Origin of the sequence: Bacteroides sp. OF03-11BH, from assembly GCF_003604005.1 — a bacterium.
Taxonomy (GTDB): Bacteria; Bacteroidota; Bacteroidia; order Bacteroidales; family Bacteroidaceae; genus Bacteroides; species Bacteroides ovatus.
In genome coordinates, this window is record NZ_QTMW01000054.1 from 18575 (window position 1) to 32338 (window position 13764).

A 13764-nucleotide genomic window follows, 5' to 3' on the forward strand; every position below is an offset into this window, starting at 1 on the left:
TCTGCAGGGTGTGCCAGGAATGATAATTCGGTATCATTTCATCATGCCATGTTTGCCCATCAGTGCCGGAACTCCGAAAAGTACGGTATCAATTTCTTTCCAGACTATAAAACAAAGACCGAGAGTTTTACCTCCCGGTCTTTGTTAATAGAAATCTCTCTTTTTAATATTCATCATTTGTGATAAATATTTCTACTCTCCTATTTTTAGCACGTCCAGCTTCACTTGTATTGTCTGCAATGGGTTCGCTATATCCTTTTCCATCTTCTGTTATGTTGTTTGTTTCTATACCAGCGGTTCTAAGGTAATTTCCTACTGCTGCTGCTCTATTTTTAGAAAGTATGATATTGTATTGTTTTTCTCCTATATTGTCAGTATGCCCAATTATTTTAATCTTAGTATTGGGTATTTCACTAATGATATTACATAAGTCAGAAAGCATTTTTTGAGCTTCTTCATTTAATTCATATGAATCAAATTTGAATAGGATTTCACTTTGAGCTGTTGCTTTAAACTGTTCTTTTCCATTTTTATCTTTATAGCTGGAGATTGATAAGCCATCAATAGCTTTTAGTTTATTTCTTCTAGCTTCTATCTTTTCTTGGATAGCTTTATCTCTTTCCTCTTTAACTAATTTTGCACTTCCACCAACTATTGAAGCGGTTGAATAGTTACTATTATTTTCTATCATGTCTTTTTCTTTGTCGCTTAGTTCAGCGTTACTGAAAGTTATCATATGCGTTGAAGTACATGCGGTAAAAAATGTAACAACGAAGGCTGCTAGTATAATTATTTTCTTTTTCATGATTATCTTATTGCTATAATAGGTCTGATTTTAAATGAATTTCTTTTGCTTGTACTGGTTGCTCTTCCTTTTGTTAATGAAGAAATTAGTGCAAACACTTTAGGAGTATCTTTTCCTGCTCCATCTTCTGTAGAACTCCAGTACCAACCATCAAAGTGCGTTCCTCCAATGATTGAGAAAGAAGAATATACCTTTTCAAGATTATTAGAGATTGCTTTGTTTTGTGCGATAGAGCCAATAAACCAACCTGTAACACCTTTTGGTGCGTATTCTATAGCTTTTTGAGCTGCTGGATAAGCTAAACTATCTTTTATAGCAAAGTTCATTATTGCGGCAGTATTAGCTGCTCCATCAAAGCTGTTTTCATCTTCCGAAACATTAGCTATATCCTCGTCTGTATCTATTAAAGGATTTTCTTCTAAATCTTCTAATGAAACGGCATAAGCGGTTTCTTTTATATCAGGATTATTCCCATCATTACACCAAAATACAACTCCAATGGCTTCTTTTTCATTGGGTGAAAAAAGTGAGGGATGCACTATACTTCCATCACTACATAAGATACTACCCGGCTGTAATGATGTGTCTATAATATCTTCGTGTTTTGTACATGATGATATTACCCCTATAATGGATAATAGAATTATATATATTTTTTTCATACTTAATTATTTATTGGAAATTTGACACCTACTAATAATCCATTTCGGAAATGGTCACGTGTCCAAAAGACAAAATCATTTTTTTGCATTACAAAGACTTGCATTCCATTTCTAAATGAATAGCTATATTCTAAACCTATATCAATGGAAGCCTGAAACCCTTTTCTGTTAGCTCCTAAATCTGCTCCAAACCGCCATCTTAAATTACTGTTTTTGCCTCGTGAGATTGTAGGTTTATATGCTGCACCTATGCCGAATGTTTTATAGCTCCAGAAACTATCAGAGCATACCTTATTACATACCGGGCATTTATCATATGCTGTAGCTAAATCAATATATAGTTCATAAGCATTGTGATATTTACCTTCAAACTCCAGCCCTACAACTGCATTGACGGTATTTTTCCATTGCCAACCTCCTGAAATATTAAAAAACTTATCACCATCACCAGCCATTGACTTTAGGGAAAAAAATAAGGTGATAACAAGAAATGCTATTCTTTTCATAATCGTAAAATTTTATTCAGTAAAAGCATCTGCATGAAGAATGTCTGCATAATCAATTCTTAATGTTATAGTACGTCCTGAAATCTGTTTTTCAGATATTTCTATGGTAAGAACTTTTTCGTCTGGGAAAGTAAATTTTTCAAAGACAAAAATATTTCGATAGTTCTTCTTGAAAACAAGATTCTTATTAACTTGCATCAATGGAAGTATTTCTATAGATTGAAAATTAGTAGCCTTTGTTTGTTTTTTATCTTCTATTTTGAAGCGTATTTGGTCTATATCATATCGTATTTTTGTTTTATTAATCATAGAAATATCAATAAAGAAATACTTATCTAATGTGTAGATATTGTTTAGTACAATTTTCATTAGGTTACTTTTACTGGAAACATCATAGAATTTATTTTTTGAAATAAACATTCTATGTGCGTAATCATACATTTGTGCTTTGGTTAAGTTCACTTCTGGATTCATATAGCTACGTAAATCAGCATAAGGGATATTAAAGCGAGTGTATGCTTTTGCTAAATCGCTACTATATACTAGCATATATTGTACGAAAAATCTTTCTGTAACAATGGTGATAACTCCACTAGCTCCTTCTTTTGTGGGCTTTATTCTAAGAGAGTTACCAGTAGGAATATCGCCAACAATATCATTGACTGATATATCAACATATTTTATATCTTCCATAGCTATAAAATGCGTTGAAACATCTTTGTTGACGTATATAACCTTTAGTTCTTCTGGGTTTTCACCTGCAAGCTCGATGTTTTCTCCAATAGGGGTGTTCTGTGCATTTCCTGTAATAACAGAAACCATTGTGCATAATGCAATAAAAATCTTTCTCATATTATTGTTCTTTATCTTTGTTGTTTACTAAAAAAACTTGTGTGTTATATTTTAATTTGGCTTTGTTTTTTTTGATGTTTTTGGAAAGAGCTTGGGTTGTACTACGGTAAGCATCTTGTAAAGCACCTAAAGCGAATTGTTCTACTCCTTCTGATTGGCTGTTCATTTGTATAGTTTGGCTTCCTATTTGCGCTCCAACATCTTTACTCAAATCTCTAAAAGCTGATGAAGGAACAAAGAAACCTTCTTGTCCGTCATTATCATATACAGATAAATCTACTTTCATTTGTCTGCCATCAACCATTATAGAGGAAATATTAATGTGTACTCTTTGAGCTTTAAAGCCAGATACATTCCCATATAGGTAAGTGCCTTTAGTTAAAAGAGCGTCATTAATCATTATATCATCTAGAAGCCGTATGCGTACTCGGCTACCATCTGTTACTTTTAAAGTTTCATCTAATATAGCTGTGATTAGTGAAGTTTTTTGTTCTTTCCCTACAGTATTAAAATATACTTCTGCGGGATTTTTCGCTTTTACAACTTCTATAGCCTTTTCTTTTGGCTTTTCATCTTGTTTTTTTTGAGGTGTTCTAGGACGTGGATTTTGTAATGAATCTATATAAGCCATTTGCATTTTAAAAAGCTCCATTTCTTCTTGCATCTTGGATTTTTCAGGAGCTTTCCTAGTTTCTGTTTGACTTGATTCATCTATAGTAGGAAATCCTTTTATTTGTTGTTCCAATTCCTTTTCTCGGATTCTAGAAGCTTGATTTAAACTGTCAATTTGCCTTATTTCATCATTGGAGTAAAGAGAACCAGAACTTTCAATTTCGCTAACTTCTTCTTCTTTATCTATGGTTTGTATTGATGAATAATCAGAAGATTTATTGAAAGCTCCTTTGAGTGATTCAAATTTACTTTTTATCTCTCTTTTTTCTAAATTAGCATCAGGAATATCAAGATTTAATTCTTCCGTTTCTACTAATGTAGTTTCTTCTGCTGGGGCAGAGTTTATCATATCCTTAACTAGCCATCCTATCCCTAGAATAAAAGGTAGGATGAGTATCGGAATGATGTACTTAGGCTTTTTAATATCAATCTGTTTCATACGCTATTTATTTAATTTATTGTATAAATTTTTTATTCGTATAGTGTCTTCTGGAGTTAATTTCCCATTTTTTCTTAGCTCATTAATTTCATTTTGCATTTTAATCACTTCTAACAAGTCGTGAACTCCTACTTGTTTTTTTTGTAGGGTACTATCAATGTTAATTTGTACTTTGCTTTTTTCTTCGTTGAAAACTTGCATTGGCTTTCTTTCTGGACGCATTACTAATGATAGAATTGTGACGAAAGAAAGGAATGAAATCGTAATTCCAAACATAGCTTTACGGTGTATATCAGCCCACGCCAATAAGCGTTCACAAGCGTTATTAACTCCGAACTTTTGAAATATTTTAGTAAGAAGAACAACTGTAGCTTGCTCGGCTTTAGTCTTGATACTTTCTTTTCTATCATTCTTTTTATGTTTAAACAGTTTCATTAGAAATTCTTTTTTACTTTATAATCTAGGTCTTTGTTTAGTATCGTTTTCCAATCTGTGATAATAAGTCCATGAGGATTATTTTCAGTACGTGGAATTTGTCTTAATTTCCCTGTAGTTACAAGTTGCCTTTTTAGAATAGAGGTTTCTCGCTCTATACGTTGGATGCCATAGTACTCAAAAGATAGGTTGTTCATGTCCACCTTGATACTATCTGTCATAATTGTTACTGTTGCAGAACTCGCTAATATGGTGTTGAAATATCCTTTTTCTTTTAAATTATTATATTGTTTTAATCCGCTATCATCAATTAGATACATGGCTTTTTCCATGTTGTATTTTATAAATTCATCGTCTGGTGGTAATGTGAAAAATAAAGTGTGGAATAGATTTATGTGGCTCTTACATTCGACTTCCAAGTTGACTTCTGTACCAGTTTGTTTTACTAGTACAGGGACATCATTATCCAAAACATATATTTTTTTTCTTTCAGCTTTTACTAAAGAGAAACAAAAGGCTAGTACCATACCTGAAATAACTATACTAGTTGCAAAACAGCCAATGGATAAAATTCCGGCTAATTTGATTTTATTTTCTAAGTTTTTAATAATCATGATTATGTGAATTTAAAATTTAATGAATCTTTTTACATAGCTGCACTGGCTCCACCTGTAGCCGGAGCTGCTACAGCTTTGGTTGCGATGGCTGCTCCTCCAACCATGCCTCCTACTGCTTGCCCTACTCCAGTTGTACTTACAATCCATGTAGAAACAAAAGGTATTGTAAGCATGGCAAATGCTCCAAGTAATGCTGTAAGAAGGAAGCTATTGACACCTCCAGAGGTCATTCCGACATACATGACAAATGCAGCTTCATTTCTAAGCGCATATTCTAAAATTTCAATTTCTCTTTCTATCCCATATTGCATTACTACTAAAGAAATTGATAATACTATATATGCAATACATGAATATAAACTAACACTGACAAAACGAGCTATCCATTGTATATAAGCATCCCGAAATGCAGGTAAAACAGAGAATGCAAAAGCTAGTGGACCAAGAATAACTAATATTCCTGTGAATATGATTTGTAGGAAAAAGACAAAATAGGTACATACTTGCCAAAAAGTAACGACAATAAATTCAATGATATTAAACATTATCATTTTAACCTTAGCGACTACATATACATATAATCCAGCTATCTTGTCTCCAATAGCTGAGAAGTCTATACTAAAATCATACCATTTCTTATCCTTAACTTCATTTTCGGCTCTTTCAACTTCTAATGAAGTATGTAATAACTCTACTGCTACGCTATCAATGAGTGCATATCTATTACGAGAAAGTAATTCTACTTCTTCTATCTGATTCGTAAACATAGCCTTGCTTCGTGCTGTTAATAACTCTCCGGGATAACTGATTAGATTAATAAAGGGAATCCAGAACATAAGAACCAATCCCAGTGCGAATGGACGCAATAACGGGATAATCTCTAATTTTTTATCTCCACTCATCATTTTGAAGCTTTCTACTCCAAAATATAACAACATAAAGATTGCTGCCAATGCTTGTGCATCCGCAATAAATTCTCCGAATAGAACAGTTGTTTTATCTCTTAGTCCATCAAATAATTCAAATAAGAATTTATCTATTAACTCATTCATGGCTCATTATTGTTTTATTTATATTATTCAATCTTGTTATTAATGAAAGAACCTCTATTAGTTCTTTATCAAAATCTAAATAGGCTTCCCTTTTTTTAGAGTTACTCATATGTGAATCATGGATTATATCTATGTTCTTTTTTATTCTAGTAACTTCATCAGTTATAACTTCAACATGTTCTTTATTACCGCCATTAGAAGAATATTCGACAAGTTTTTTATTTATATCATTAAGAATATCATTTCTACGATTTTTAGTTAAAGTATATTGATAATCAATTTCTTTATCTCCAAATTTGAAGAGTTCCTGTCTATATATGGTATCAACATTATACCCTTCTTTTTCTGTTTCTGATTTATTGTACTCTACGGCTGCCATCATGGGAATTTCTTGTAACTGGAAATTACGTCTATCTTCCTTCCCGTATTTGTCGTGTAACCCTAAGCCCGGCAAAGGAATTTTAATACCCAAAACCTTTTTATACCATATCCAGTAATGATACCATTCTGGTTGTAGTCGTACTCTATCCATAAATTCCATATTATTAAGCACGCTCCATTTCCCTTTATCCTTTACAGGCATTTGGGAATAGGTATTAGAAGTACCAATAATCAACATTAGGGAAAAAAATAAAAGCACTCTTTTCATATTATCTTTTAGGTTTTACTTTATAATTCTGTAATAAATCATCAACTAATTTTGAACGATTATCTTTGTATTTAAATACCCCCGGAGCTAATGTTTGTAATACTCCATTTCTTTTTGCTGTTTTCATCTGTCGGCATACAGCGTATGCTATACCTCTCATGTTTCTTAGTTCATTAATAACATACTTAAGCAAGTCTATTCTTTGCTTATTATCCATAAGGTTTACATCTGTCCCGACAATAGCGACCTGATAAATGTATTGTGTCAAATCCGCAGTGCGATTTACTAATTCTAGCTCTGTTTTTGCTGACACCAATAATAAAGCCGGGTCACCTACAGCAAGTTCAACCATTTGTTTTTGATATTTACCAATATCTGCTGCAATATCAGTGCAGTAGATAATATCTTTTCCTGTTTTTATGATGGCTTCTACAGATTTTAGGCTATTATAAAATTTGCTTTGGAAAAATTCAATCTGAACCATTTTTTCACTGATTTGTTTTTGTATAAGGCTTATTTGAGCTTCATTCTCTTTCACTTTAGAGAAAGAAGTATGTTGCACCTTATGATTAGCTATAAGTGTTTCCATACAGGTTATATCCAAGACTGCCTTTTGCGAATATGCAACTTGGGTTAAAGTAGATGCTACCACTAAAATAAATAGGATTTTCTTCATGATATTATCTTTAACGGTTTGTAATCCATTTGTATTTATCTAGGATATACTTATATAATGGTTGTTCCCCTATGATGTTAAGTATATCTTTTAGGCTTCCATCATCGGAGTGATACCCTAGTACCTTATTGACTTGTAAAACCCAATCCATATTTTTTAATTTGGAAGATTTTAGGTCTATTATAAAATTATCCAATCCTGTTTGGAAACTACCATAAATGATATGATAATATCCAACAGCATCTTTTTCAATTCGTTCTGTAGTAAATGTGAAATATTCGTGTAGAGAAACCTCTACTCCAAATACATTTCCATAATTTCCTCTTTTTATAAATACTTCATTAAACCGATTACGGTTTTCTTTATTGGGAAGTTGATTTATGGTAAATATTTGCTTTTGATTTACTTCCGTTAGGGATAAAAGATTTGCTATTTCTTGATATTTGTCTATAAATTTACTTTGGTCTAATAGGCATATAATATCGGAGTTGCTGATTATAGAGTTTTTGACTACAGGATTACTAATTATGTCCTCCAGTTCTTGAGTAACAACCATTGCCATACCCCAAAATTTACGAACTGTTTTATACAAATAGAGTATATAGCCAGCCATCATAGGGCTAGCTATGGCTTTCCATGCTTCTTCAATTATTAATGCCTTTCTGTTCTTTTTTAATCTCATTTTTTGAATAAAAACGTCCATAATAATTAAGGTTACTATTGGAAATAATTCAGGGTCATCTTTAATTGCATCAATTTCAAAAACTATAAAGGGTTCTTCAAAAAGGGAAGTGTCAAAATCCTCATTAAGAGTTTTTTCTAACTGTCCTCCTTTATAGAATTTTTTTAATAGAAACTTATAGTTAGTAATATCAAAATCAATTTTGTTCTCTTTGCAAATGATAGGTATAATGCGTAGGGAAAATTCGTAGAAAGAGTTAAAAGATAAGCTTTCAACTTTTATTTCTTTCAATATATCTTCCTTCTTCTGGATTCGTCTTTCTATTATAGAAAGTAATCTAGTTTCAGGATTATCAAGCTCTTGGCGTGTAAAGCCTTTTTCGATGAGAATGTTTTGTATCGCTTTTTCTGCGTTGGTTTTTTCTCCGCCTTCTCCTTTTTCTACTAGTTGCTGTAATTTCTCTATTTTTTCGGAAAGTATCTTGCGTTCTTCTTTTTCCCTTTCGTTTTCAAATTCTTCTTCATTGACTTGAAATTCGAGTAGTAAATTTTCACGTATGGCTTCTTTTTCCGCATCTGAATAACCATTAAAGGGATGAAAGTAGAAAGAATAGTATTTTTCTATGGTAATATCCATAATTTCTTCTTCTTGCTTTTTGACCTCACCATTTGCACCTTTCCATATCAGGAAAATTAATGATTTAAGAAAGTTTTTCTTTTCTACATTATACTCTTCTTCAGTAATTCGGAAAGGATTCATAGATATAGGCTTGCTTTCAGAATAAGTAATGTATTTGCCATGATAGTATTCGCACATTCCTGAATAACTATGCCCTGTATCTACCAATACAATATCAGTGTTATCTAAAACCCATTGTCTTACTTTGGAGTTGACATAGAAAGACTTACCAGAACCACTTGGACCTAAAACAAAGAAGTTGGAGTTATTTGTATATTTTTTCTCACCTTCTTTCCCGGACATATCTATTCCAACAGGCAATCCTTGTCTGTCTGTAAAATAAGTAAGAAAAGGGCTGTTTTCTGTTACTTGTAATTTTTCCTTGAACAAAAGACAAATTGCAGCATCGGAAGTTGTTAGAAATTTGTCATAACTGTTTAGGTTGATTGCGTTTCCTGGCAGTGCACATTCGAATAATTCTAATTGGTTGAAGCATTGTTTATTAATAATAATGCCACAATCAAAAAGAGATGTTTCAACATAGTTGATAGCCTTACTAATATCATCAAGACCAGCAAGAATTATATTATAATGTGCATATACAAGCATTTGCCCTTCTCTGGCAATATCCGACTGCACTCGTTCTATGTCTTCTACACATAAATCATTTGCAGGGTCAGGCATTCCTTTATGTTTTTTCTTTTTGCCTTCTAATTTGTTTGCTTCGTTTCGTTGGTCTGGAATATTTATTACTTGATTATAGATAATTGTGTCTATACCTGGTGTATCATGCAAAAAAGAGAGTAAGTCAACAGGAAACCTTAGCCCAATATTGACCTCTTTATATGGTTTTATAACAGAAGGAAAATTAACTTCGTCAATATCTACAAGAGAAATGCACTGTACGTTTTTTTCTCCAATTATAAGATTTTCTTCTCTTGCTTTGATATTTTTTAGGCTTACTGTTTGCTGATTGAAATTGATAGATAGAAATCTTTTTATATATATTTCTATTTCATTTTCATTTAATAGTTTAGCTCTTATTCCTCTGTTAGCGAATAGTCCTAATACTTTTGTGATGTTTCTAATAAAAGTATCAAACCTTCGAGGGTCAAAAGAAAAGAATTTAGACCTTTCTACTTCTCCTGTAATAACAAGATAAGTAGAAATATCAGTATATATTCGTCCTTTAAAATGTTCAAAATAACGATTTGATAAATAGTCGTTCTTCCTATTCTGGGGTGGTAAAAATGATTTTTTACATAGAATATCCTGTTTTTGTATTGTATATCCAGTTCCTAATACTTTGAGGATATTAGTAAATAAGTGGTGAAAATCATAGTAAGCATCCATATCTGCTGAATACTGTATTATAGGATTTTCACATTTAATGATAACAGAATAGTCGCCCCTTCGGTTATAGAATATAGGAGTATTGTCTATTGTTTCAATACCAATATAAGGAGCTTCAAATTCACTTTTCTTTTTCATAAGCTTTATTTTTTTCTATCTCTTATAAAAGTGCGTGATACTATATATATGCCTTTTCGTTTATCTTTCCTGTGAAGCCCTTTTCTTTGTAATTGCGATGTTATTCCTAACCCTCCAAACATAACTATTACAAGAGTTATACCTCCCCACATAAAAGAAGCCAGAGTAGAAACAATAGCACATAAAAGTAAAGCACTAATAATACAAGCTCCACCGATATATATGAACTTGCCTTTAAATCCTTTGAAAATAAGGGGCTTTTGTAGCCCCTTATATACATTGTAACTTGGATACTCTTTCGACATATTAGATTCCGAAGAATGCTTTTACGACAACACCTGATACAACCAGAAAGATACATGACCCCATCCAGCCCATAACAGCCTTTTGTACATCTTGGTCACCAGAGTTCCATTTTAAATAAACTCGCACTGCTCCAACTAATCCTACTAGACCTCCTAGTATCATCATCATGTTTCCTAGGGGGTCCATGTAGGTTGCAAGTTCAGAACTAGCTGCATCAATTCCCGCAGCACCTTGTGCAAAAGTGTTAGTTACTACCATTATGCTAATGGCTAAAGCGAATGCTCTTTGAGCAATTTTTGAAAAAAACTTTTTCATTTGAATAAAAATTAGTTGTTTATTTGTTAAAATTTACGTGTGAAAACATGCTTTTCCCTTTAGCAAGAAGTTGTTCCATTGGAATACCTTGTGTTTCAACTTCCATTTCAATAGATTCATTTACAGATACATAATTCTGTTCAGATTCTTTTTTTTCATCTTCTTTTTCGTATGAGCCTGTTTCAAAATCTTCATCTACAACTTTGTGAGGTATTTCTTCTTCCTCTCCTATTGAAATAATTTCTTCTTCTTCACCTGTATTGGTTTTGCTTTGCTTTAGGAAAGCATCATACAGGATGTTTGCAGCGTAGTAAACTACATAAATGGCAAATACAGCCATGATAAATTGTGAATAACTCATATTCTTAAATTTAAAAGTTTCATTAATCGACCCTTTTTCTGTACTTTTGATTTATAATAGTACTAGAGGTAATAACAGGGGGGAAAGCCCTAGTTTAAAATAGTTTCGCGAATAGTTGAATTTATGAAACTTGGATTTAAATAAAATGGAGATAATAGGCTACGCTCGTGTTTCAACGAGGGAACAGAATTTAGATTTGCAGCTAGATGCTTTAAAAGAAGCCGGATGCAAACTTATATTTGAGGAAAAAGTATCAGGAGTAAAGGATAGACCCGAATTAGATAAAGCCCTTGCATATTTGCGAGAAGGTGATACTTTTGTTATCTGGAAGCTAGATAGATTAGGACGTTCTTTGAAAGATTTAGTTTATATAGTTGATTGTTTGCAGAAAAGAAAAATTGCATTCAAAAGCATAGTTGATGGTATTGATACTAATAGTGCTTTAGGAAGATGTCAATTTGGAATTTTTGCTTCATTGGCTGAATATGAACGTGAAATAATAGTAGAACGAACTAGGGCTGGATTACAAGCTGCAAAAGAACGAGGGAAACTTACGGGACGACCTATAGGGTTATCGGAAGATGCAAAGAGAAAAGCTATAGCAGCAAAGCGTTTATATGAAAATCGGGATTATTCTATAGATGAAATATGTAGAATTTTACACATTGGAAGTAAGGCTACTTTGTATAGGTATTTACGTTATGAAAAAGTAAGATTGATGAATAGAAGAAATAAATAGGGCGTTACCTTTCAGGTCGGGCTTTTCGCTGCAAGTCCTCGCTACGCTGTGGGCTTTCCGCTGCAATCCCTAACGCATTTTCCCACCCACCCTTCTAAGGTATATCCAATGCTTTGCTTTTTTCACCGCTTCTATGAAGCACCTACAAAAGCAAGGCATTGGATATTCGGTTTTATAGACTTCATGTTCCCTAAAGGGAATATTCCGTTTATAAAACCTTATCTCTCACCCAAAATATATAAAACTTTAGGGAAAAGATAATACGTTAAAAATCAGCCGATTATAAACTATTTTTAACAAAAATAATTGTCTTATTATTTGCGACATTTATAGAAAATTACTATCTTTGAGTATTGAAAATAAAGAGATAAATAAACTTTTAAAGCTGGTTTGGCTGCCAGTATAAAGAACAGCAAACAAAATTATGAAATCTACTTTTGATAAAAATGCAGAGAAGTTTGTAAACCTTATGGTTGAAAAAATTGAAAGCTTGTCTATGAATTGGCAAAAACCTTGGTTCTCTAAAGTCAACTCTAAACAGAACTTTTTACCACAAAATTTAACAGGTCGTACTTATAGTGGTGGAAACGCTTTTTTACTTTATTTTTTGTGTGAAAAATATAATTATCAAACTCCTGTTTTTTTGACATTCAATCAAGCACGAAACGAAGGTATTAATGTTCTAAAAGGTGCTGTTGCTTTTCCTGTTTATTATACATTATTTTGTGCTTATCATCGTCAGACAAATGAAAAAATTTCATATGATGAATATAACAAATTATCAGAAGAAGAACAAAAAGAATACCGTTTAGCAGCTTATACAAAATATTTCCAAGTTTTTAATTTAGACCAAACAAACTTTGCGGAAAAATATCCCAATAGATGGGATATATTAAAGGCTAAATTTTCAGGAGAGGAACAGCCACAAGAAGAGAAAGAAATGTATGTAAATCCAATACTTGATGAAATGAATAAGAATCAAAATTGGGTATGTCCTATTCAAACGGTTTCTAGTGATAGTGCGTTTTATTCAATATCAAATGATAGCATTACTTTACCTTTAAAGAGCCAATTTAAGGACGGAGAAAGTTTTTATGGTACAGAATTACATGAAATGGGACATAGTACAGGTGTTAAAAATAGACTAAATCGAAAAGGATTTTATGAAAATGATAAATTCAATTATGGGCGTGAAGAACTTGTAGCAGAATTAATATCGGCTTTGTCTGGTGTATATTTGGGTATTTCTGTAACCGTCAGAGAAGAAAATGCGGCTTATTTAAAATCATGGTGCAAAGCAATAAAAGAAGAACCTAAATTTTTATTTACTGTATTGGCAGATGCTATTAAAGGTAGTAAATTCATAGCCCAGCATCTAAATATAAGGCTAGATGTGGAAGAAGTTGAAGAAGAGAAAAATACAAAGGTTGCTTAAAGGTTCCTTCCCCCCTCATTGGGGGGAGTTCTTTTTTCAAACGCCAAAAAAGAACCAAAAAGGCTTAATCGCTTCACTTTGTTACGCTCCAATAGTTTTGCTATCGGTAAACCCACCCACCCTTCTAAGGTATGTTTCTTTATCCCTTCTGCAATCCTTAGTAAAGTTCCACTACCTTTTAGGTAACTCCACTTTAGTAAGCATTGCAGAAGCGGAAACATGACGCAAATTAAAATACATTCTCACTTTGAGAATACATTTTAATGCGTCTTGTTGTCTAACCCAATAAGAACTATAGGGAAAGAAATTGATACCGTACTTTTCGGAGTTCCGGCACTGATGGGTAAACATGGCATGATGAAATGATACCGAATTATCATTCCTGGCACACC

16 protein-coding genes and 1 pseudogene are annotated in these 13764 nt (G+C 32.6%); 2 read left to right on the forward strand and 15 right to left on the reverse strand.

Annotation, left to right across the window (positions count from 1 at the left end):
• Positions 1 to 163: 163 nt before the first annotated feature.
• Genes DXA54_RS24385 through DXA54_RS24450 form a run of 14 tightly spaced genes read right to left on the reverse strand, consistent with a single transcriptional unit; the run spans position 164 to position 11198 of the window.
• A complete protein-coding gene (locus tag DXA54_RS24385) occupies positions 164 to 805 on the reverse strand; it encodes an OmpA family protein (RefSeq protein WP_007559135.1) in 642 nt (213 codons plus the stop codon).
• A 2-nt stretch (positions 806 to 807) separates the two neighbouring features.
• The gene (locus DXA54_RS24390; RefSeq protein ID WP_007559134.1) at positions 808 to 1467 is read right to left on the reverse strand and encodes a hypothetical protein; all 660 of its coding nucleotides are present in this window, start codon (positions 1465 to 1467) and stop codon (positions 808 to 810) included.
• Positions 1468 to 1469: 2 nt separating this feature from the next.
• Complete coding sequence (locus DXA54_RS24395; RefSeq protein WP_007559132.1) at positions 1470 to 1973, reverse strand: hypothetical protein; 504 nt, start codon at positions 1971 to 1973, stop codon at positions 1470 to 1472.
• Positions 1974 to 1985: 12 nt separating this feature from the next.
• Positions 1986 to 2825, reverse strand: a complete 840-nt coding sequence (traN, locus tag DXA54_RS24400) for a conjugative transposon protein TraN (RefSeq protein WP_004295380.1) — start codon at positions 2823 to 2825, stop codon at positions 1986 to 1988.
• A gap of 1 nt (position 2826) precedes the next feature.
• The gene (gene traM / locus DXA54_RS24405; protein ID WP_007559128.1) at positions 2827 to 3936 is read right to left on the reverse strand and encodes a conjugative transposon protein TraM; all 1110 of its coding nucleotides are present in this window, start codon (positions 3934 to 3936) and stop codon (positions 2827 to 2829) included.
• A 3-nt stretch (positions 3937 to 3939) separates the two neighbouring features.
• The gene (locus tag DXA54_RS24410) at positions 3940 to 4371 is read right to left on the reverse strand and encodes a hypothetical protein (protein WP_007559125.1); all 432 of its coding nucleotides are present in this window, start codon (positions 4369 to 4371) and stop codon (positions 3940 to 3942) included.
• Positions 4371 to 4985, reverse strand: coding sequence for a conjugative transposon protein TraK (traK, locus tag DXA54_RS24415; RefSeq protein ID WP_005647312.1), 615 nt, complete (start codon positions 4983 to 4985; stop codon positions 4371 to 4373). The genes DXA54_RS24410 and traK overlap by 1 nt, the downstream gene beginning before the upstream one ends.
• 32 nt (positions 4986 to 5017) lie before the next feature.
• Positions 5018 to 6040 carry a plasmid transfer protein gene (locus DXA54_RS24420; protein ID WP_007559121.1) on the reverse strand — a complete coding sequence of 341 codons (1023 nt, stop codon included), beginning with the start codon at positions 6038 to 6040 and terminating at the stop codon, positions 5018 to 5020.
• Complete coding sequence (locus tag DXA54_RS24425) at positions 6033 to 6689, reverse strand: hypothetical protein (protein WP_007559119.1); 657 nt, start codon at positions 6687 to 6689, stop codon at positions 6033 to 6035. Before DXA54_RS24425 ends, DXA54_RS24420 begins: the two co-directional genes overlap by 8 nt.
• Position 6690: 1 nt before the next feature.
• Entirely contained in the window at positions 6691 to 7365 is a 675-nt protein-coding gene (locus tag DXA54_RS24430; RefSeq protein WP_004295374.1) for a hypothetical protein, read from the reverse strand.
• A gap of 10 nt (positions 7366 to 7375) precedes the next feature.
• Positions 7376 to 10216 carry a hypothetical protein gene (locus DXA54_RS24435; protein WP_007660146.1) on the reverse strand — a complete coding sequence of 947 codons (2841 nt, stop codon included), beginning with the start codon at positions 10214 to 10216 and terminating at the stop codon, positions 7376 to 7378.
• Between the two features lie 5 nt (positions 10217 to 10221).
• Positions 10222 to 10521, reverse strand: coding sequence for a hypothetical protein (locus DXA54_RS28830; protein ID WP_004295371.1), 300 nt, complete (start codon positions 10519 to 10521; stop codon positions 10222 to 10224).
• A gap of 1 nt (position 10522) precedes the next feature.
• A complete protein-coding gene (locus DXA54_RS24445) occupies positions 10523 to 10837 on the reverse strand; it encodes a DUF4134 domain-containing protein (RefSeq protein WP_004295370.1) in 315 nt (104 codons plus the stop codon).
• Positions 10838 to 10856: 19 nt separating this feature from the next.
• Positions 10857 to 11198 (reverse strand): hypothetical protein, encoded by a 342-nt coding sequence (locus DXA54_RS24450; RefSeq protein ID WP_007559113.1) that lies wholly within the window; start codon positions 11196 to 11198, stop codon positions 10857 to 10859.
• A 145-nt stretch (positions 11199 to 11343) separates the two neighbouring features.
• Between DXA54_RS24450 and DXA54_RS24455 the strand changes: the two genes are divergently transcribed.
• Both DXA54_RS24455 and DXA54_RS24460 read left to right on the forward strand, forming a co-directional pair.
• Positions 11344 to 11937: a recombinase family protein gene (locus DXA54_RS24455; RefSeq protein WP_007559111.1), complete on the forward strand. Its 594-nt coding sequence runs from the start codon at positions 11344 to 11346 to the stop codon at positions 11935 to 11937.
• A gap of 424 nt (positions 11938 to 12361) precedes the next feature.
• Positions 12362 to 13372 carry an ArdC family protein gene (locus DXA54_RS24460; RefSeq protein WP_005780952.1) on the forward strand — a complete coding sequence of 337 codons (1011 nt, stop codon included), beginning with the start codon at positions 12362 to 12364 and terminating at the stop codon, positions 13370 to 13372.
• A gap of 171 nt (positions 13373 to 13543) precedes the next feature.
• Here DXA54_RS24460 and DXA54_RS24470 read toward each other — a convergent pair.
• Positions 13544 to 13764: pseudogene (locus tag DXA54_RS24470) on the reverse strand (hypothetical protein); the annotation flags it as partial.